Raw genomic sequence first — 18,858 nt, 5'->3', positions numbered from 1 at the left:
GTGCGAAAGTCCCCGCGGGTAGGTCGGCGGGGATTCCCTGGTCGCCGTAGGTCGCGCCGTCGGGGGTGATCAGCAGGGCGCGGATCCCGCCACCGTTCAACTCGGCCGCCAGCTGAGCCGGCGGGGTTCCGGCCATCGCCAGCGCGTCGGCTCGGGCGGCGCCGGCCGTCACGCGATCGTGCAGGTCACTTCGGGCCTGCGCTCCGACGGACTGGTCGATGACCACACCGAGCAACAACAACAATGCGGCGAGCAGACCCAGCACCCCGATGATGACGCGGCGCTGCAGAGAGGGTGTCGCAGTTGTCATGGGCGGGGCGCCTGCAGGCGGTACCCGATGCCACGGGCGGTGTGGACCATGCGCGGACCGTGGGCTTCCAGTTTTCGGCGCAGACTGCTGATGTGCACGTGGACCAGGTTGTCGTCGTAGGAGGTGTAGCCCCAGACCGCGTTGAGGATCTGATTTGCGCTGACGGTCCGGCCTCTCTGATCCAGCAGGAAGTCGAGCAACCGCAGTTCGGTGGCGGTCAGATCAAGCTGGGTCCCCGCTCGGGTGGCGACGCCGGCACCGCGGTCGACGAGGAGATCACCGACCTGGATGGTCACCGGGATGCGGCCGCGCCGACGCAGCACCGCACCGACCCGGGATACCAACTCGGACAGTTCGAACGGCTTGACGACGTAGTCGTCGGCGCCCCCGTCGAGCCCGCGAAGGCGGTCGGGTAGCCCGTCACGTGCGGTCAGCATGATGACCCCGACATCGCCCCAGCCGCGGACCACGTCGATCAGGGTGAATCCGTCCCGTCCGGGCAGCATCACGTCCAGAACCACCAAATCCGGTCGATACCCGTCGAGGATCTCTTCGAGATCGCCGCCGTCGACCGAGCCCCGCGCCGCGTATCCGGCGTCGTCGAGGGCCTCGACGACCATCTCGCGGATCGCATCGGAATCCTCGACCACCAACACCCGTGCGGCACAGCGATCGTTCTCGGATATGCCGCCCATGGTCTCCATTCTGTCTTGGTGCACCTGAATTCAGTCTGAAGAATGCTCCTCCCGGAGGCTGTCTTCAGGTTGGCTTCACCCTCGGTGCATAGCGTCGCGACCAGAGCGTCACGACCACACAGGGAGACACGATGTCCGAAGATGAACGCACCCAAGACCTTCCGAAAAGCGACCCGCAGGATGAGGCCGGCACTGTCGAGATGCAGCCGGCGCCGGCGAGTCGGTGGGCGGCGGTGAGCGTTCCGGCACGCCGGCATCCCGTTGGCATGGCCGTCGGCTCGGCGATCGTGGGGCTGGTGGTCGGACTTGTTGGTGGCCTTGCCATCGAGGCGGCCCCGATGATGTCGCTGACGGTGGGGATGGTTCCCAGCCCGGCCGCCGTCGATCGTCTGGTTCCGGGTGGTCCACCACCGCCGGGAGCACCGTGGGAATCGGGTCCTCGGATGTTCGACGGTCCCGGCGGCCCGCCACCACCGCCGGGACCCGGACATCACCGTCCGCCGGGACCGGGCGCACCCCCGCTTCCCGGGGCCCAACCACCGCCACCCCTGGGTGGCCCGCTGCCGCCGCCGGGAGATCAGCTCCCGGCACCTTCGGGTGGCCCGATGCCGGCGCGGCCGGGCTCAGTAGGACCTCCTGGAGCTGAAACCCCAGGCAGTAGCGGACCGCAACCGTCGCCGCTGCCGGCCGAGCGTGGTGGTACGACGCCGGGCTGATCGGATCGCGACGGCGATCAGTCGATCATCGACAGGCCGAGAATCAACCAGACACCCATCCAGACACTGAACGAGGCGACCGCCACACCAAGCAGGATCCGGTTGACCACCCGGCGGCCGCGATGTCGGCCGAGGTGCGGTGGTGGGTCCGGCGTCAGGACCGGCGGGGGTGGCACTGCGATGCGGATCCGGGTGGTGACGGGTTCGGCCGGTCGCGCGCGGACAGGTGCGCGGACGTCGGGCGGTGGGGGTTGTCGCGTCGGCTCGCGGTGCACTGTCCAGCCGATACCGTTGTGGTAGCGCAGGGCGGGCACACCGCTGGGGTCCGGATACCAACCGGGAGGACGCGATCGACCACTCAGATCCTCCATATGTGCGCAGCCTACCGGCGCGACGGTACGTCTGAAGTCGGGTCACCGCGCCCAGCTGTCGGAGCTGACGTCGTATCGACGCGAATGTCATTTCGCCCCAAAGGGATCAGCCCCCTCGATCGAGGGGGCTGATCTGTTGGGGAAGTCGATCACTTGCAGGCGTCGGTGACCATCGGGTCGTAGATATTGCGGGCGGCATCGAATTCACGCACCACGCCGAAGTTCACGTCGGACGCAGTGGTGATCGTCTCGCCGGCTTCCGGTTTCTGGTTGCACACCAGCCAGTCGGTCAGGCTGCGTTGCTGCTGGGCCATGCCCTTGATGTTGTGCGAGTGCATGTCGGTGGGGATGCCGTGTGCGGCAGCGGCGACGGCATTCTCGGCTTCCTGCAGGTTCATGCCGTCGGTGTTCGGCATGACAAAGCCTTGTGCGGCCTGGGCCGGGCCGGCAACTCCGATGATGGCAGGCAGCAGCATCGCTGCGGCGCCGATGGTCAAGGCGAGTTTCTTCATGTGATGGCCCTTGCTGCTGGTCGTTCGCGGTCGCCCATTGGCTCCGCGCCGCAGCATGAGGAGGTCTCGATGACTGCGGTACTGAAAAATGCTGAAGCTGAGCGACTTTCATCCGAATGACGCTTGTCTGCGGGTGGCCTACAGGTGTAGCGCCAATGACCAGCAAAGGTTCACAATTCTGTGCCTGTGGATACCAGTCTGGCGCACTGTGAACCAGCTGACCAACGGCTGTGGACCGGTTTTCGGCACTCGCAGCGACCCCACGGCTACCTCACAGGAAGAGGTGAAACGGCCGCCGACAAAACAAAACGACCCGCGACCGAGCTCGGTCGCGGGTCGAGAGCAGCGAAAGAAGTAGCCCGCTCAGCAGCCTTGCCACGGGCGCTTGACGCCCAGGGTGATGCGTGAATTCGCCTTGAGTGCCCGCCCGGGTCCCGGGGACTGCCGGCACACAATCCAGTTCGCGGGGCTCAGTTGCTCCTGGGTCCAGCCGACCATGTTGTACGTGTTGATCCGGAACTTGGTGTTGTCGCCGAGCGCGTCAATGGATGTCAGTGCCTTCTGCAGCGAGATCTTGCGGACCTCTGGCATTGTCAAGGCGGAAGGTGCGGCGACGGCCGGCCCGGCAAGCCCGATGGCCAGTGGCATCAGTACCGACGCGGCACCGGCGACGATGGAGACATGCATTTTCATGAATCAAACCTTCCCTGAGTTCGATTCAACTTAGCTGTTGGCCGGTGGCCGTTCCTGTCCACGCTCCGGCCGATACTGTTCTGTGACCAAAATCGTTGCCACAGAACAGCTGTTCAAGTGCGTCGCATCGCATTGCCAACCGTTTCGTATGACGGCGATGGCCCTCTAGCCTGAGCGTGGCGATCGATTCTCGGGGTTGCTGGAGGGCCCGTCTTGCTTGGCCTGCGCACCAGCGGGAGGCGCATCCGATGTGGGGTGTATCACATCGGGCGTACGCTGAAAGCAGCTCTGCGGACGGAGGTAGATGTCATGAAAGGCGCATATCACGACCCCGTGGACCATGCACGGACCACACAGCCGCATGCGGGCGAGTCCTTTATCGACACGCTGTGGTGGCCGGGGTTGTTTCTGCTGGCGCTGGGCATCATCGCCATCGCCGGGTGTGTTGCAACCACGGCGTACCGGGCTCAAGGGGACTGGCCGTTGATTCTCGGGTTGATCGCCGGGGCGCTGGTCACGGGCGGTGCACTGCTGATCGCGGCCGAGCATCGCCGGGTCAAGAAGGTGGAGCGCCGCTGGCTGGCCGAACATCCGCGGCTGCGGCCGCCGCTGGCGCACTGAACAGTTGCCGAGGCTGCCGTCGGCGAGGTGAACACGCTTAGCTCATCAACGCATTGTGGCGTTAATCACATAAATCGGTACACTGTGTTCCTCGCCACAACGAGGAAGTGGGTCGCCATGGTCAGCGCGCAAAACGGTCCGATGTTGCCCTCTGCTGCGTTGCGGCCCGCCGGCGGTGGGTACGTCTCCGTCAGAAACGTACTGAGCGCACTACTGGTGCTGTTGGCGATCAGTGCGATCGTCGCCGTGGTCGTGGCGGTGCTGCTCGGTGAGTCGACGGTGGCGTTGGTCATCGCGATCGTCACCGGCGCCGTCTTCGCCGCGCTCATCGTCTGAGCGTCGTCACCTGCCCTGCAGCCAGTGCAGGATTTCCCGTGTCGGGCGGTCCACGATGTCGTCGAAGTCGTGGTGCTTCTTGACGTAGGCCGCCACCATGGGGCATACCGCCACGATGCGTAACCCGTCGGCTCGGGTGGCCGACAATGCTTCCCGTACCAGGATCGTGGCCAGCCCGCGGCCGCCGAACTGCTCGTCGACCTCGGTGTGGTGAAAGATTCGCTGTCCGTTGCGTTCGCGAAAGGCTGTCAGCCCCACCGGTGTTTCGCCGGCGGCTGCTCCGTCGACGGAGATGGTGAACTCGCGGTCCTGCTTGGTGACGGTGACCGGGGCTCCGGTCTTGTCGGCGAGGGTCACGGGATGTCCTTCCTGGCGGGTGGCTGTCTCGGCTTGAGTCGGGTGGTCGGCAGCGGGGGAGCGGGTAGCCATTGCGGGTCGCCGCGGTATCCCGCCACGTGTCCGAAACGCGCCGACCGCGCCTGCCATTCCTCCCGGAATTGCAGGATCTCGTCGTGGCTGCGTCCCAGGAAGTTCCACCACATCAGCAGTTCCTCGGTGAACGGTTCCCCGCCGAGTAGGACGGCGCGCACCGGTACGTCACCGGTGTTGGTCATGGCCAGCGAAGTGTGGCCGGTGCCCTGATAGGCCATTTCACCGACGGCCACCGCCTGGCCGGTGACCTCCAGAGCTCCGGTGTCCAGCAGTACCGCGTGTTCGAAGCCGGGATCGATGTCTGTCTCGAGCGAACCGCCCGGCGGTAGGTCGATCTGGGCGCCGAGGAGCGGGGTGAACGTCGATACCGGGGCCCGTTGTCCGGCCAGTTCTCCCAGGAACACCGTCAACCGGGCGTCGCGTCGCGAAATGGGCTGTGGCACATAGTGATCGAAGCGGCGCTCGGTGTCCCGCGCCGTGTCGGGCAGGGCAATCCAGAGTTGAACGCCGTGTAGCACTGTGGTGGCCGCCGTCGACACCTCGGAATGGCAGATACCCGCACCGGCGGTCATGAGGTTCAGCTCACCGGGCCGGACCAGGGCGTGGACGGCATTGCTGTCGCGATGCTCGATCTCCCCGGCGAACAGCCAGCTCACCGTCTGTAGTCCGGTGTGTGGATGGGGCGCGACGTCCATGCCTGGGTGGTGGCGGATGTCGTCGGGGCCGTAGTGGTCGGCGAAACACCACGCGCCTACCAGCGATCTCTGGCGCTGCGGCAACGTTCGTCGCACCTGCATTGCGCGGGGGCCGCCCAGTGGCACATCGCGCGGGGTGAGGATCTCGATCTCACTCAGCGGGCCGGCGGCACAATCCACTTCGACGGGCAGTGCTTCGGTGTTGCTCATCCGGCATCGCGCCCGTGACGGCTGGCTGGCATGAGTTGAACCTACCCGTGGTCGAGGCGGGTCTGTCGTGACCCAGGTTCACCGGGTGTCAATCCTGCGTCGACACCCGGTGAACCTCAACGGGTTTTGGTCACCAATCGCCGATCGGCGCGCCCTGACGGAACACGCCCTTGCGGGTGAGGTTGAACGGAGCTGCTGTGGTGCCCGGAACGGCCTTCACGTTGCCGCGAACCTCGCCGTGAGCGTTGATTCCGCCGCGGCCCGCACGTCGGGTTTCGTCGAGTCCGCGGGTGTTGCCCGGGGCGGCGCGGCGCAGTGCATCCTGATCGATGATGAGGGCTTGGCGGCTGGTCACGTTCGGGCGCGGAGCCATCTCGTCGATCTCTGCGCTGGCGGTGGCGGTGCCGAGGCCCATGAACGTCGCGGCGATGGCGGCCGATCCGATGCCAAGGGCGGTGAGCCTCTTGGCGTTGCGGACGACGCGTCCGTCGTTGTCACTCATCGGCACAATTCCCCTTACGTAAAGTCGGACCCACTGGTCCTTCAGTCATCGTCGCTGGAGGTCAGCACGTTACCAGTTGAATACTTCTCGCAGGCAGCTGTCGGGTGCGGGTGTGCCGCGGGGCAATTCAAAATTGTTGACTGACATGCGGATTCGCTGGAGTTGCCATCGGTCATGCGCCGGTGTCAGGAGCCTGCTCATCGCTGCGGTAGCGCCGGTGCATGCTTTGCTGGCCGGGAGGTGAACAACGCCCGTCACGTCGCGAAACCCCGCAACACACCGGCAACGCCGAGGTCCCATCGCCGGTCGATCGCCTCCTTGGACCGGCCCAGCCAACGGCCGCCCTCCTGAACGGCCAGCCCCTGCGCAAGGGCCAGCAGGATGTGGGCGATATCCACCGGATCGCCGGCCAGCCGTCCGGCGTCGATGCAGCGGACCACCTTGTGGATCAGGATGTCGCGCACGTTCGGAGTGTCGGCGAGTTCTGCGGGGCCGGGATCGAAGTCCTGGAACGGACGCAAGAACATCACCCGCGCCAGGGCTGGGGAGTTCAGGCAGAACCGGCGGAACACCGGGATCAGCAGCTTCAGGTCGGTGAGCGGATCTGACGTGTCCGGGACGGCCGCCATGGCCCGGGCGAGCCGGCGAAAGCCCTCGAAGTACACCTCGCGGACCAGGCCGGACTTGTCGTGGAACAGTTCGTAGACCGCGGGCACCGAGGTGCCGGCCCGCTGCGCGACCCGGCGCGTGGTGAAGCCCGCGATCCCGTCCTGGCCGAGCACCTCGACGGCCACCGCCAGCACCCGGTCGCGGAGCTCCGGGGTGCGCTGCTTGGCCCTCGGCATGGTGCTACTTGATGCCGAACTCGGCCTTCATGTTGTCGATACCGGCGCGGATTCCGTCGAGCGCCTCGGCACGGGCGCGCAGTTTCGAGGCGACGTGTGCGTCGCGATGCAAGTTGGCGAACTCCCGTGCGGCTTCTTCGGCACGTTCCAGCACCGCCTCCGGTAGCGCGATCTCGTCTATCCACCCGGCTGCCAGCGCCGCCTCGCCGAAGTAGACCTTGGCCAGTCCCACTGCCTGCTGGTAGGCCGCCCGGGTCAAGCGCAGCTTCATCACCTCGAGTGCCGCGTAGGGCAACACCATGCCGATGGCGACCTCGTTGGCCTGAATGTTGTAGCCAGGCGCTGCAATTCGATGATCGCCGCTGCACAGTAGGAACGAGCCCATGGCGATCGCGTGCCCGGTGCAGGCCATCACCACGGGCGTGGGGAAGCTCAGCAACCGGTGCGACAGCTCGAACCCGCCTTGCAGCATCGCGATGGAGGCGTCGATATCGCCGGATTGGAACACCTTGAGGTCGAACCCGCCGCTGAACACCTTCTGGTTGCCGGCGATGACCACAGCACCCACGTTGTCGCGCTCGGCGTTGTCCAACGCGTCGTTGATGGCCTGCTGCATACCCAGACCCAGGACGTTGGCCTTGCCGTCGTCGAGGGTGATGACTGCGATGGATTCGTCGTGCCGGTAGATGACGGCGCCGCTCATGCCTGCTCCTCGGGTGCTGGTGGCATTTCAGGGCGACGTTACGTAACGGCGTTCCGAAACGTCAAGGTTCCTTCGGGCGACGTCATCCGCCCATCAAGGTGCGCCATTGATCGAGGCTGGAGGCGCGGTAGACGTAGTTGCTGCGCTTGACCTCTCCCAGCGGGGCGCTGGGTTCGGTTGAGTACCAGTGGCCGGGGAAGACGGTGGGATCGCCGGGCAGGGTGGCCAGCTGCTGGAGGCTGCGGAACATGTCGTCGACATTGCCGCCGGGGAAGTCGGTGCGCCCGCAGCCTTCCAGGAACAGTGTGTCGCCGGCGACGAGCCGGCCGTCGAGCAGGAAGCACTGGCTGCCCGGCGTGTGGCCCGGAGTGTGCAGCAGCTCGATCTCGATGTCGCCGACGTTGACCTTGTCGCCGTGCTCGTGGGCCGTCAGGTCGGACAGCGAGATATCGGTGATCCGGGAAACCCATTCCGCCTCATGGGTATTGACGTGTACCGGAGCGTTCTGGCGTTCCAGCAGTTCGGCCAGGCCTTTGAGGGTGAAGCCCATCATGGTGCCGCCCACGTGGTCGGGATGGTGATGGGTGACCAGGACCCCGGACAGCGACATGCCGTCGGACTCGAGGATGTCGACAAGATCGTTGGCGGCGTAGGCCGGGTCGACCACCACGCAGTCCTTGGTCTCCCGGTCGCCGATCAGGTAGGAGAAGTTGCGCATCTGATTGGCGATCATGTCGCCGGCGGCAAAATCGCGTCCGGACAGCAACTGGCGGAAATAGAGTCGGTCGTCTGGGCTGGAGGCCATGGACCCAGCCTAAGGCGGGCCCGTCGCGGCGTCGTCGCAGGTCCAAAAACCGCACTTCATCACGTGTTTAACCGCACAACTCGAAAAGTCGCATCGACAATGCGCAATTAGTACCGTCACGGCCATGCAACTCACCCGATTCACCGACCTGGGGCTGCGGGCGATGATGTTGCTGGCTGCCGGCGAGTTCGACGATCAGCGGGTCACCACCCGCCAGATCGCGGCCAATGCCGGCGCCTCCGAAAACCACATCGCCAAGGCGGTGTCGCGGCTGGTCGAACTCGGCCTGGTGCACGCCCGCCGGGGACGTGTCGGGGGCCTGACGCTCACCGACGCCGGGCGCGGCGCGTCGATCGGCTGGCTGGTGCGTGAACTCGAAGGTGACCGTGAGGTCATCGACTGCGACGGCGCCGCGGTGTGCCCGCTCATCGCGGGTTGCCGACTGCGGCGTGCCCTTGCCGACGCCAAGAACGCCTTCTACACCGAACTCGACCGCTACCGCGTGACAGACCTGGTGCGCGCACCCGCGCTCCAATTGCTGACCCTCACTCCCATGGAAAGGAACCCACGATGACCGCCCCCACCCGCGAGGTGCTCAAGCCCGAATACGTCGAAACCGTCACGGCCACCTTGCCGTTGGTCGGTGCACACATCGACGAGATCGCCACCGAGTTCTACCGGCGGATGTTCGAGGCTCACCCGGAGCTGCTGCGGAACCTGTTCAACCGTGGCAATCAGGCTCAAGGGGCGCAGCAGCGGGCACTGGCGGCATCCGTTGCCACCTTTGCCACCCATCTGGTGGATCCCGCCCTGCCTCATCCCGCCGACCTGCTCTCCCGGATCGGGCACAAGCACGCGTCGCTGGGGGTCACCGCCGACCAGTACCCGATCGTGCATGAGCATCTGTTCGCCGCGATTGTCGAGGTGCTGGGCGCCGACACCGTGACCGCGGACGTGGCAGCCGCCTGGGATCGGGTGTTCTGGATCATGGCGGACACGTTGATCGACATGGAACGTGACCTCTACGCCGGTGTCGGAGTGGAAGCCGGGGATGTGTACCGGCGGATGCGGGTGGTCGGGCGGGGCGACGATCCCTCGGGTGCGGTGCTGGTCCGGGTTGCCGGCGCGCAGCGATTCAAAACCCGTCCCGGACAGTATGTTTCGGTAGGGGTCACCCTGCCCGACGGTGCCCGGCAGCTACGCCAATACAGCCTGGTCAACGCCGACGGCGACGAACTGGCCTTCGCGGTGAAGCCGGCGGGGGAGGTTTCGGAGTGGATCCGGGACAACCTGCGTGTCGGAGACCTCCTGGATGTGACGCTCCCGTTCGGGGATCTGCCGACTCCTGCCCGCAACGTGCCGCTGACGCTGATCTCGGCCGGGATCGGGATCACCCCCATGATCGGTCTGCTGGAGCACCTGGCAGCTGAGGCGCCCACCACCCCGGTGCGGGTGCTGCATGCCGACCGCAGCGACATCAGCCATCCACTACGGGAACGGCAGCGCGAGTTGGTCGACGCGCTCCCCAACGCCACCCTGGAGATCTGGTATGAGGACGGAGTGACCGCAGGCGACGATCACGTGCATCCGGGCCGGATGCTGCTCGAATCCATTGACATCGCTGAGGACACCGATGTCTATCTCTGCGGCGCGGACGGATTTGTCCAGGCGGTGCGGCCGCAGTTGACCGATCGCGGCCTACCTGCAGAGCGCATCCATTGCGAGCTGTTCTCGCCCAACGAGTGGCTGCTGGGGTAATCGGGCCCAGTCGGGAATCCAAGAGGTGCGCTTGGCGTCGAGGTTCAGGATCGGCGCCGAGCAGCTAACTGGTCTCCCTGTGCATTCCTCGTCTCCCGTACCGGCTTTGCTCACCGTAGGCTCTGCACGGAGACCATTCTCGAAGGAGACCACACAAGTCATGAAGAGCTTGACCTCAGTAGCCGGTGCGGGGATCACAGCGCTCGCAGTGAGCCTCGCCCTCGTCGGCTGCGGCTCGGACTCATCGACCGAAGCCGACAACTCAACGGTGACCGCTAGCGCGGAGGGCGAGACTTCGACCACGGAGCGACCGGAACCGGCTCCGCCGGCGAGCCCCGACGAGACCATTCAGGATTACATCGTCAAGAACGGGCTGCGGGAATCCTCGGTCTCGCCTGGTGACGCGGGGAGCCCCACCGTGAACCTGCCGGTACCACCCGGCTGGCAGCGCCGTGATGATCTGCCAGAAGCGCCCTATGGCGCGTTCTTCTACCCAACCAGCGCAGTGCCTGCCAACCCGCCGCGCATCCTGGTCTTGATGTCCGAACTGACCGGCGATGTCGATCCGAACGATCTCCTCCAGTACGCCCCAGGTGAGCTACGCGGAATGCCCGGTTTTGTGCCGACAAACGAGGGGTCGCGAAGCCAGCTGATGGGGTTCGAGAGTGCACAGGTCGCCGGCACCTACCTCGCCGGGGGGCGCAACGGCGTGGTTGCGCAGAACACGATCGTCATCCCAGCAGACGACGGTGCCTTTGTTCTCCAACTGAACGCGTACGCCGACGAGACCGAGGCCGGGATCGTGAGCCAAGGCATTCAGGCATTCGACCAACAGATGGCGATCATCCCCTGAGAGGTGCGGTCTGCGTTGACCGCGGTATTGCCTTCGCGGGGCCAAATCGCTGGTTGTGACCAGCGGTTTGGTGTCTAAATGCACCAGGCTGTACCCTACTTCAGGGCCCGGGCGAGAGCATTAGCTGCCGCACGGGTGTAGGCCCCCTTAGCTCAGTCGGTAGAGCGTTTCCATGGTAAGGAAAAGGTCAACGGTTCGATTCCGTTAGGGGGCTCGGTGGACTGGCGGCGGCTACGCCGCCCGTGCCTATCGGGGCGGTGTAGCTCAGCTGGTTAGAGCGCACGACTCATAATCGTGAGGTCGGGAGATCGAGCCTCCCCACCGCTACAAGACAGACATAAATCGTGTTGGAGAAGGACGAACCGTGGCTTCGAGTACTGACGTTCGGCCCAAGATCACTTTGGCCTGCGAGGTGTGCAAGCACCGCAACTACATCACCAAGAAGAACCGCCGCAACGACCCCGATCGGCTCGAGCTGAAGAAGTTCTGCCCCAACTGCGGCAAGCATCAGGGGCACCGCGAATCTCGCTGACCTTCGCAAGGCGGTCGTCGGCCGTCGGGGCGATTGAAGGTTTGTAAGGTCGACTAGGTAGGTTCTTCCTGTGGCGCTATCCGGAAAAATCGTGGGGATGCATTACCGCTACCCCGACCATTATGAGGTGGAACGCGAGAAGGTTCGCGAGTACGCCACCGCGGTCAAGAACGAGGATGCGGCATTTTTCGACGATCAGGCTGCGCTTGAACTGGGATACCAGGGTCTACCAGCTCCGCTGACGTTCATCTCGGTCTTCGGTTACAAGGCTCAGAACGCTTTTTTTGCCTCCGCGAACATCGGCATCCAGGACGCCAAGATCGTCCAGGTCGACCAGGCGTTGAAGTTCCTGGCACCGATCCAGGTCGGCGACAAACTCTACTGCGACGTCTACGTGCATTCGGTGCGGCAGGTGCACGGCACCGACATCATCGTCACCAAGGTCATCATTTCCAACCAGGATGGCGAGTTGGTACAAGAGACCTACACCACGCTTGCGGGGCGTAGCGAGGAAAACGGGGAGAGTGGCTTCAACGATGGCACTGCGTGAATTCAGCTCAGTCAGCGTCGGCGATTTGTTGCCGGAGAAAACCATCCCGCTGACGCGCCAGGACCTGGTGAACTACGCCGGTGTTTCCGGGGATCTCAACCCCATTCACTGGGACGACGAGATTGCCAAGCTGGTCGGTCTCGACGTTGCGATCGCTCACGGCATGCTCACCATGGGTCTCGGCGGCGGCTATGTCACGTCGTGGGTGGGCGACCCGGGTGCGGTGACCGAGTACAACGTGCGCTTCACCGCTGTTGTGCCGGTTCCCAACGATGGCAAGGGCGCTGAGCTCGTTTTCAGTGGCCGGATCAAGTCTGTTGATCCGGAGTCCAAATCCGTCACCATCGCGATCTCAGCCACGACCGGTGGCAAGAAGATCTTCGGGCGGGCCGTCGCAACCGCGAAGTTGGCGTGATTCGTGGCTCTCAAAACCGATATTCGGGGAATGTCGTTCGAGTACCCCGATTACTTCGTGGTGGGCCGCGAAAAGGTGCGCGAGTTTGCCCGCGCGGTCAAGAACGATGATGCTGCGTTCTTCGACGAGGCTGCGGCCGCAGAATTGGGCCACGACAGTCTGCCGGTGCCTCTGACATTCGTTTCGATACTCGCGCTGCTGGTGCAGCAGCATTTCTTCCGCACTGTCGATGTCGGATTCGAGACCATGCAGATCGTGCAGGTCGACCAGCAGTTCGTTTACCACAAGCCGATCAGGGTGGGCGACAAGCTGTTCGCCCGCTTTGAGGTCCACGATGTCAATGAGCGATTCGGCGCGGACATCGTGGTGACTCGCAATGTGCTGACCAATACCGACGGCGAACTGCTCATGGAAGCCTTCACCACATTGATGGGGCAGCAAGGCGAGCATTCAACCAAGATCAAGTTCGATGTGGCGACGGGTCAGATCACTCGCGCGGCAGAGGATTAGTAGTTCATAGTTACCCCGTTGTACACTCGGCACTTGGGGTTCTCCCAGAACAAGCGCGCTGCCCGGCGGTTTGACCGTTCGGGGAGCGCGCGAGTTGTGTGGAGCCCAACCTTTATGGGATCAGCTTGCTGATCTCTGAAGGGGCGTAGCTCAATTGGCAGAGCAGCGGTCTCCAAAACCGCAGGTTGCAGGTTCAAGTCCTGTCGCCCCTGCTCAACTGAATATTCGAGATGGTGGACACTGGAGCCATATGGACCTCAACGGCGAGATGGACCAGTACCCCACACAGGGACCACGAAGGAGCATGCGGTGAGCGACGAGCGCGACAACGCCGACGCTGCAGCCGAGGGCACCACGGATCAGAATCCCGGTGACCAGGGCAGCAGTACGGCTTTGGCGACGGGCGCCGTGACGCCGCAGCGCCCGACCGGGAAGCGGTCCCGTCAGCGGGCACTGGCCGGTGGCGATACCGATGGCGAAGTCGAGACGCCGTCCGCCGTCGACACCGAGGTCAGCAAGAACGGCTCCGGTAAAGCGCCGAAGGCCAAAACCGCCAAGGATCAGGCCGACGGCCCGTCGCGAAACCCGTTCGTGTTCGTCTTGAACTACCTGAAGCAGGTCGTGGCCGAGCTGCGGAAGGTGATCTGGCCGAACCGCAAGCAGATGATCACCTACACCTCGGTGGTGCTGGTGTTCCTGGCCTTCATGGTGTCATTGATCAGTGGTGTGGACCTCGGTCTGGCCAAGCTGATCTCGCTGGTGTTCGGCTAGCGCAGAATTTCCGGAACACGCCGGCACCAACGCCGATACTGCGCAACTGTAAGAGAGGACTGACAACCGTGACTAGCTTCGAGGGCGACCAGCCCGCAGCTGAGTCGGTCGAGTCGATCGCAGACGCCGCGACCCTGGTGGACGAGGCCCAGGACACCGAGATCGCCGAGTCTCCTGAGATCGAGGCCGAGACCGAGACCGAGACCGAGACCGAGACCGAGACCGAGCCTGAGGCCGAAGTATCGGAGCCCGTGGCTGCCGACGAGGCCGCTGTCGTGGACGAGGACGAAGATCCGGCAGTCGCGCTCAAGAGGGAGCTGCGGAGCAAGCCGGGCGACTGGTACGTCATTCACTCCTACGCCGGCTACGAGAACAAGGTGAAGGCCAACCTCGAGACGCGCGTGCAGAACCTCGACGTGGGCGACTACATCTTCCAGGTGGAGGTACCCACCGAAGAAGTGACCGAGATCAAGAACGGTCAGCGCAAGCAGGTCAACCGCAAAGTGCTTCCCGGATACATCCTGGTCCGGATGGATCTCACCGACGACTCGTGGTCCGCGGTGCGCAACACCCCCGGTGTCACCGGATTTGTCGGCGCCACGTCGCGGCCGACGTCGTTGTCGCTCAACGACGTGGTGAAGTTCCTGCTGCCGCAGGGGCAGCCCAAGAAGTCGGCCAAGGCCACCTCTTCCGCGGCAGCCGGGGCGCCCAGCGAGGCCACCCTCGAGCGGCCCGTCATCGAGGTCGATTTCGAGGTCGGCGAGTCCGTCACCGTCATGGACGGTCCGTTCGCGACGTTGCCTGCCTCGATCAGTGAGGTCAACGCCGAACAGCAGAAGCTCAAGGTGCTGGTGTCCATCTTCGGCCGCGAGACACCTGTGGAACTGACCTTTACCCAGGTCTCCAAGATCTAACGGCACTTTCGTTCAGCACGACCCCAGAAAGAGAAGGAACACCCAGCATGGCCCCCAAGAAGAAGGTCACCGGGCTGATCAAGCTGCAGATCCAGGCTGGGCAGGCCAACCCTGCTCCGCCGGTCGGTCCTGCGCTCGGTCAGCACGGTGTCAACATCATGGAGTTCTGCAAGGCGTACAACGCCGCGACAGAAAGCCAGCGCGGCAACGTCATCCCCGTGGAGATCACTGTCTACGAGGATCGCAGCTTCACGTTTGCGTTGAAGACCCCGCCTGCCGCCCGACTGCTGCTCAAAGCCGCAGGCGTGCCGAAGGGCTCCGGCGAACCGCACAAGACCAAGGTCGCCAAGGTCACCTGGGATCAGGTTCGCGAGATCGCTGAGACCAAGAAAGAAGATCTCAACGCCAACGACATCGACCAGGCTGCCAAGATCATCGCCGGCACCGCCCGGTCCATGGGCATCACCGTCGAATAGTCGGAGCCTTCCGCTCCAGTGGGAGGGCCAGCTTCGGCCCGGCAACCACACACTCTGAAACCAGGAGAAGAACTGATGAGCAAGACAAGCAAGGCTTACCGCGAAGCCGCCGCGAAGGTGGACCGGGACAAGCTCTACACCCCGCTCGAAGCGGCCAAGTTGGCCAAGGAAACCTCGTCGAAGAAGCAGGATGCCACCGTTGAGGTCGCGATCCGTCTCGGCGTGGACCCCCGCAAGGCCGACCAGATGGTTCGCGGCACCGTGAACCTGCCCAACGGCACCGGTAAGACCGCCCGCGTCGCGGTGTTCGCCGTGGGCGACAAGGCTGAGGCCGCCATCGCGGCCGGCGCCGACATCGTGGGCAGTGACGACCTGATCGAGAAGATCCAGGGCGGCTTCCTCGACTTCGACGCTGCGATCGCCACGCCTGACCAGATGGCCAAGGTGGGCCGGATCGCCCGCGTGCTCGGCCCCCGCGGCCTGATGCCCAACCCGAAGACCGGCACCGTCACCCCGGATGTGGCGAAGGCTGTGCAGGACATCAAGGGCGGCAAGATCAACTTCCGCGTCGACAAGCAGGCCAACCTGCACTTCGTCATCGGCAAGGCGTCGTTCGACGAGCGCAAGCTCGCCGAGAACTACGGTGCCGCCCTCGATGAGGTCCTGCGGGCCAAGCCGTCCTCGTCCAAGGGCCGCTACCTGAAGAAGGTCACCGTGTCGACGACAACGGGCCCGGGCATCCCCGTAGACCCGACAGTGACCCGGAACTTCACCGAAGAGGTGTAGACCCGATCTCAGCGAAACCCCCCGCAGCGCTCCGGCGCGGCGGGGGTTTCGTGCTTTCTACGACGCCGTGGGATCCACGGGAACTTCGATGGTGGCCAACAGGGCGCGGTGATCCGAGCCTGGGATGTAGATGGTCCTGATCGACGATGCTGCGGCGTTGCGCGTCAAGATGTGATCGATGGTCAGCAGTGGCGGGTGCCACGTCCTGGACGGAAAGGTGGGGGAGAAGCCGGCGCCGCTCTGTTCCACGCTGTCGCGGAACCCATTGGTCATCAGGTCACGGAATTGACGTTGATCGGGTGTGCTGTTGAAGTCCCCCGCGACGATCATTGCGGCGGGCCCGGCCCCGACGGCAAGGGCGTTGATCGCGACTTTGACGGCGGCGATACCGATCCGCCAATCCGTGACGGTGTCGCGTCTCGACGCGACCGGTGACATGACATGCACGCTGGCAACCAGCGGATGGAACCGGACACCGGGAACGTCGATGCGAACGGCGCTGATCCCGTAGTACTCGGGGCGGCCGGGAGGCACCACGGTGATCGGGTAGCGGCTCCACAGTCCGATTCCCCCGGCACCGTGGGCGGGGATGTTGGCTGAGTAGGGGAAGACGTCCCCGAGGCCGGCTCGGTCGAAGCGTTCAACAGCCGACGGCGTCAGCTCGGACACCGTGATGACATCGGCACTCTGTGTCGCAAGAGTGACAAACGACAACGGATCAGCTTGTCCCAAACGGAGATTGGAGGAGAGCACCCGAATCTCGGCATGATCACCGATCGCAAGAGGCTGCGCGGAGTAGTACCACGGCAATTGAACCGAGAGCGTGGCAGTCAACACGACAACGGCCAAGGCCGACAGGATTTTTTGGCGGGCCAGCGCTGCCAGCGCCAGACCTGTGAGCGCTATGAGCGGGATATAGGGCGAACCGATGGCGAGGACCAGTTCGACCACGTTGGTCAGAGGGCGGGCTCTCACGAACAAAGCGGCAGCAGAGAGAATCAGAGCTGCCGATGACAGCAGAATGAGGACAACAGGTGTCTTGCGTGCTTGTGTCGGTTGGCTCACTCGTGTGACGTCACCCGCGTTGGCAGAGGGCGATCACCGGAGGCAGGAGGGCGGCAATCTGGGCTCCCACAGTGTCGAAGACGTCAGCACCTTGCCCGATCGGATCAGGCACATCCAACCGGTCGTGTGCGGCCAGTTTCGGGCGGAGCGTCACGAGATCGGCGAGGTGCTGTGCGTTCAACTGAGTCACAAGCGCAGCTGCCTCCGTCAGCGTGAAGGTCTTCTTCAGCTTCTGAGGGGCGAGCTCCAGGACCCGGTCGCGGTGCTTGGCTGTCATAGCGATGATCAGGTCGGCGTTCGAGGCGATCTTTGTTGTCAATTGTCGTGCGGCGAAACCCGCAGGGTCTCCACCCAGCTTCTCCAGAACGCGGGTCGCCTCCGGATGAATAGGCCCATCGATCACCGCCCGAGTCCCGGCGCTTGACGACTGGAAGTCTGGAATCTGAAGTCTCGCAGCATAAGTGGCTGCGAGACGCTCGGCGGTAGGGGACCGGCAGATGTTGCCGGTGCACACGAATAGGACGTGCAGAACAGCCTCCTCAGTTCAGCGGGCTCCGTGCGCGGACCGACCATCGGCGCCGATGGTCACCAATCCGCAGTGTTGACTAGTTCATCAGGCTCGTCGAGGGGTAATGAGGGCGGTACCTCAAGCATGGCGGCCGAATCCACCGAGTGGTCATCGCAGCGCCGTTGGCTCCCGAAGCGCCGACAATCACACGCCGAGCAGTCCGTTCCTTTGCGCTAAACGGTGATGACTCGAGTCCGGATTGCCCCATGAAGCATCCTCCCGCACGGATTCACTGTACGCGGCTACTTGGCTGCAGCTCATGGGTAACCCGGGAAAGCATCCGGCGCGGTCGGGCCGGCAAGACAAACGGTCGCAAGACTGTCGTTAGGTACATCGTCGTCGGCACTTCGCGCGGCAACTCAGAGATGCATCCCAGCCGCGGTTAGAGCATGTCAGTGTTCCTCGCGGTCACTGTCGACGCACTGAGAAGTAGCCAAATTTGCGATCGCGCAGATGATGGTCAGGCATGGGACACGCCTCCGTGGCGTGTATATCGCGGTGATGGTCTGGTGGCCGCCCTTGGGCGACTCCAAGCTGCAGTTAAGTGCCGAAGTCGCAAGTTTGCCAGAACTGCAGAAGAATGCATTTTCAGTCAGCGAACAGTTATGGCATGCCTGCAGCGCGCCCAGTTAACCTGTTGTACACACTGTGACCTGCGGTTCAGCTTGACGGGGCGGCGTGACCCTGACATGCTTACGGCAACCTGAGTGGGCGCTCAGGAAACGACAAATCCAACACATAGGGGGGACAGTGTCCACCATCGCCGCTAACGTCTCGACCAAGGCCAAGATTGGCGCAGCCGCACTTGCGCTTGCCGGTGCCGCTACCTTCGCGCCGGCTGTGGCCGTCGCGACTCCTCCGAGCTTCTCGGTCGCGCAGGCCGTCGGCAGCTCGGTTTCTGATCTCAGCGTTCTGCCCGTGTTGCCCGGTGGCCTCAACGCCACGGTGAACTCCACTGGCGGCAACGTCGTCTCCATCGTCGATGGTGTCATCGTCGGCTTGGCGTCGATTCCTCTCTACACGGTGGTCGCCGTCCGCGACACCTTCTACACCATCGGCAATGCCATCGGTGGCCCCATCGGCGGCGTCTTCCTTGGCTTTGGCCATGGACTGAACGATGCGCTGCAGAACGGCCCGTTCCGTCCGTACGGGGTCTGAGTTCCAGCGGACTCTGGCCTATTGAGTTTGAAACGGCGCGACTCGTCCAGCCGACG

27 protein-coding genes, 3 tRNA genes and 1 pseudogene are annotated in these 18,858 nt (G+C 64.2%); 18 read left to right on the top strand and 13 right to left on the bottom strand.

Annotation, left to right across the window (positions count from 1 at the left end; all coding sequences use genetic code 11):
* Together WBB07_RS01070 and WBB07_RS01065 are read right to left on the bottom strand one after the other, a co-directional pair.
* Positions 1-310, bottom strand: a pseudogene (locus tag WBB07_RS01070) (two-component sensor histidine kinase); the annotation flags it as partial.
* A complete protein-coding gene (locus tag WBB07_RS01065) occupies positions 307-1,005 on the bottom strand; it encodes a response regulator transcription factor (RefSeq protein ID WP_526303888.1) in 699 nt (232 codons plus the stop codon). The gene WBB07_RS01065 and the pseudogene WBB07_RS01070, both read right to left, overlap by 4 nt.
* 131 nt (positions 1,006-1,136) lie before the next feature.
* Between WBB07_RS01065 and WBB07_RS01060 the strand changes: the two genes are divergently transcribed.
* Positions 1,137-1,721: a hypothetical protein gene (locus WBB07_RS01060; protein ID WP_526303886.1), complete on the top strand. Its 585-nt coding sequence runs from the start codon at positions 1,137-1,139 to the stop codon at positions 1,719-1,721.
* A 17-nt stretch (positions 1,722-1,738) separates the two neighbouring features.
* Here the strand turns inward: WBB07_RS01060 and WBB07_RS01055 are convergent, their stop codons facing one another.
* From WBB07_RS01055 to WBB07_RS01045, 3 genes are all read right to left on the bottom strand, one after another.
* Positions 1,739-2,092, bottom strand: coding sequence for a DUF2510 domain-containing protein (locus WBB07_RS01055; protein WP_526303884.1), 354 nt, complete (start codon positions 2,090-2,092; stop codon positions 1,739-1,741).
* Positions 2,093-2,241: 149 nt separating this feature from the next.
* Complete coding sequence (locus WBB07_RS01050) at positions 2,242-2,604, bottom strand: hypothetical protein (RefSeq protein WP_526303882.1); 363 nt, start codon at positions 2,602-2,604, stop codon at positions 2,242-2,244.
* Positions 2,605-2,967: 363 nt separating this feature from the next.
* A complete protein-coding gene (locus tag WBB07_RS01045; RefSeq protein ID WP_526303880.1) occupies positions 2,968-3,297 on the bottom strand; it encodes a PASTA domain-containing protein in 330 nt (109 codons plus the stop codon).
* A gap of 309 nt (positions 3,298-3,606) precedes the next feature.
* Between WBB07_RS01045 and usfY the strand changes: the two genes are divergently transcribed.
* Together usfY and WBB07_RS01035 are read left to right on the top strand one after the other, a co-directional pair.
* The gene (usfY, locus tag WBB07_RS01040; protein ID WP_526303878.1) at positions 3,607-3,918 is read left to right on the top strand and encodes a protein UsfY; all 312 of its coding nucleotides are present in this window, start codon (positions 3,607-3,609) and stop codon (positions 3,916-3,918) included.
* Between the two features lie 117 nt (positions 3,919-4,035).
* Positions 4,036-4,254 (top strand): hypothetical protein, encoded by a 219-nt coding sequence (locus WBB07_RS01035; protein WP_526303876.1) that lies wholly within the window; start codon positions 4,036-4,038, stop codon positions 4,252-4,254.
* 6 nt (positions 4,255-4,260) lie between these two features.
* On the opposite strand, the gene WBB07_RS01030 is transcribed toward WBB07_RS01035, so the two are convergent.
* The 6 genes from WBB07_RS01030 to WBB07_RS01005 form a co-directional block, all read right to left on the bottom strand.
* On the bottom strand, positions 4,261-4,611 hold the full coding sequence (locus WBB07_RS01030; protein WP_526303874.1) for a GNAT family N-acetyltransferase: 351 nt from the start codon (positions 4,609-4,611) through the stop codon (positions 4,261-4,263).
* On the bottom strand, positions 4,608-5,591 hold the full coding sequence (locus WBB07_RS01025; protein ID WP_526303872.1) for a pirin family protein: 984 nt from the start codon (positions 5,589-5,591) through the stop codon (positions 4,608-4,610). Before WBB07_RS01025 ends, WBB07_RS01030 begins: the two co-directional genes overlap by 4 nt.
* A 130-nt stretch (positions 5,592-5,721) precedes the next feature.
* Positions 5,722-6,093: a hypothetical protein gene (locus tag WBB07_RS01020; protein WP_526303870.1), complete on the bottom strand. Its 372-nt coding sequence runs from the start codon at positions 6,091-6,093 to the stop codon at positions 5,722-5,724.
* 254 nt (positions 6,094-6,347) lie between these two features.
* Entirely contained in the window at positions 6,348-6,938 is a 591-nt protein-coding gene (locus WBB07_RS01015; protein ID WP_526303868.1) for a TetR/AcrR family transcriptional regulator, read from the bottom strand.
* 4 nt (positions 6,939-6,942) lie between these two features.
* A complete protein-coding gene (locus WBB07_RS01010; RefSeq protein ID WP_526303866.1) occupies positions 6,943-7,641 on the bottom strand; it encodes a crotonase/enoyl-CoA hydratase family protein in 699 nt (232 codons plus the stop codon).
* 82 nt (positions 7,642-7,723) lie between these two features.
* A complete protein-coding gene (locus WBB07_RS01005) occupies positions 7,724-8,446 on the bottom strand; it encodes an MBL fold metallo-hydrolase (protein ID WP_526303864.1) in 723 nt (240 codons plus the stop codon).
* Between the two features lie 124 nt (positions 8,447-8,570).
* Here WBB07_RS01005 and WBB07_RS01000 point away from each other — a divergent pair, with 124 nt between their 5' ends.
* From WBB07_RS01000 to rplA, 14 genes are all read left to right on the top strand, one after another.
* A complete protein-coding gene (locus tag WBB07_RS01000; protein WP_526303862.1) occupies positions 8,571-9,020 on the top strand; it encodes an RrF2 family transcriptional regulator in 450 nt (149 codons plus the stop codon).
* Positions 9,017-10,204 carry a globin domain-containing protein gene (locus tag WBB07_RS00995; RefSeq protein WP_526303860.1) on the top strand — a complete coding sequence of 396 codons (1,188 nt, stop codon included), beginning with the start codon at positions 9,017-9,019 and terminating at the stop codon, positions 10,202-10,204. The genes WBB07_RS01000 and WBB07_RS00995 overlap by 4 nt, the downstream gene beginning before the upstream one ends.
* A 160-nt stretch (positions 10,205-10,364) precedes the next feature.
* Positions 10,365-11,057: an LpqN/LpqT family lipoprotein gene (locus tag WBB07_RS00990; RefSeq protein WP_526303858.1), complete on the top strand. Its 693-nt coding sequence runs from the start codon at positions 10,365-10,367 to the stop codon at positions 11,055-11,057.
* 141 nt (positions 11,058-11,198) lie between these two features.
* Positions 11,199-11,271 (top strand) — tRNA-Thr (locus WBB07_RS00985).
* Between the two features lie 39 nt (positions 11,272-11,310).
* Positions 11,311-11,384 (top strand) — tRNA-Met (locus tag WBB07_RS00980).
* Between the two features lie 37 nt (positions 11,385-11,421).
* Positions 11,422-11,589 (top strand): 50S ribosomal protein L33, encoded by a 168-nt coding sequence (rpmG, locus tag WBB07_RS00975; RefSeq protein WP_068915518.1) that lies wholly within the window; start codon positions 11,422-11,424, stop codon positions 11,587-11,589.
* A gap of 70 nt (positions 11,590-11,659) precedes the next feature.
* The gene (gene hadA, locus WBB07_RS00970; RefSeq protein ID WP_526303856.1) at positions 11,660-12,139 is read left to right on the top strand and encodes a (3R)-hydroxyacyl-ACP dehydratase subunit HadA; all 480 of its coding nucleotides are present in this window, start codon (positions 11,660-11,662) and stop codon (positions 12,137-12,139) included.
* Positions 12,126-12,554, top strand: a complete 429-nt coding sequence (hadB, locus tag WBB07_RS00965; protein WP_526303890.1) for a (3R)-hydroxyacyl-ACP dehydratase subunit HadB — start codon at positions 12,126-12,128, stop codon at positions 12,552-12,554. Before hadA ends, hadB begins: the two co-directional genes overlap by 14 nt.
* A gap of 3 nt (positions 12,555-12,557) precedes the next feature.
* A complete protein-coding gene (hadC, locus tag WBB07_RS00960; protein WP_526303854.1) occupies positions 12,558-13,064 on the top strand; it encodes a (3R)-hydroxyacyl-ACP dehydratase subunit HadC in 507 nt (168 codons plus the stop codon).
* Positions 13,065-13,203: 139 nt separating this feature from the next.
* A tRNA-Trp gene (locus WBB07_RS00955) sits at positions 13,204-13,276 on the top strand.
* Between the two features lie 97 nt (positions 13,277-13,373).
* Positions 13,374-13,835: a preprotein translocase subunit SecE gene (gene secE, locus WBB07_RS00950; RefSeq protein WP_526303852.1), complete on the top strand. Its 462-nt coding sequence runs from the start codon at positions 13,374-13,376 to the stop codon at positions 13,833-13,835.
* A 68-nt stretch (positions 13,836-13,903) separates the two neighbouring features.
* Positions 13,904-14,749, top strand: coding sequence for a transcription termination/antitermination protein NusG (nusG, locus tag WBB07_RS00945; RefSeq protein WP_526303850.1), 846 nt, complete (start codon positions 13,904-13,906; stop codon positions 14,747-14,749).
* Between the two features lie 47 nt (positions 14,750-14,796).
* On the top strand, positions 14,797-15,225 hold the full coding sequence (rplK, locus tag WBB07_RS00940; RefSeq protein ID WP_526303849.1) for a 50S ribosomal protein L11: 429 nt from the start codon (positions 14,797-14,799) through the stop codon (positions 15,223-15,225).
* 75 nt (positions 15,226-15,300) lie between these two features.
* Complete coding sequence (gene rplA, locus WBB07_RS00935) at positions 15,301-16,011, top strand: 50S ribosomal protein L1 (protein WP_526303847.1); 711 nt, start codon at positions 15,301-15,303, stop codon at positions 16,009-16,011.
* Positions 16,012-16,068: 57 nt separating this feature from the next.
* On the opposite strand, the gene WBB07_RS00930 is transcribed toward rplA, so the two are convergent.
* Together WBB07_RS00930 and WBB07_RS00925 are read right to left on the bottom strand one after the other, a co-directional pair.
* Positions 16,069-16,986: an endonuclease/exonuclease/phosphatase family protein gene (locus tag WBB07_RS00930; RefSeq protein WP_526303845.1), complete on the bottom strand. Its 918-nt coding sequence runs from the start codon at positions 16,984-16,986 to the stop codon at positions 16,069-16,071.
* Between the two features lie 100 nt (positions 16,987-17,086).
* A complete protein-coding gene (locus WBB07_RS00925; RefSeq protein WP_526303843.1) occupies positions 17,087-17,590 on the bottom strand; it encodes an arsenate reductase/protein-tyrosine-phosphatase family protein in 504 nt (167 codons plus the stop codon).
* An 804-nt stretch (positions 17,591-18,394) separates the two neighbouring features.
* On the opposite strand from WBB07_RS00925, the gene WBB07_RS00920 reads away from it, so the two are divergent.
* The gene (locus WBB07_RS00920) at positions 18,395-18,802 is read left to right on the top strand and encodes a hypothetical protein (protein ID WP_526303841.1); all 408 of its coding nucleotides are present in this window, start codon (positions 18,395-18,397) and stop codon (positions 18,800-18,802) included.
* Positions 18,803-18,858: the final 56 nt, after the last annotated feature.

It is taken from the genome of Mycobacterium sp. (assembly GCF_049647605.1).
Lineage (GTDB): Bacteria > Actinomycetota > Actinomycetes > Mycobacteriales > Mycobacteriaceae > Mycobacterium.
The sequence above is the reverse complement of the archived record's forward strand: the minus strand, read 5'-3'. Positions and strand labels throughout refer to the sequence as shown.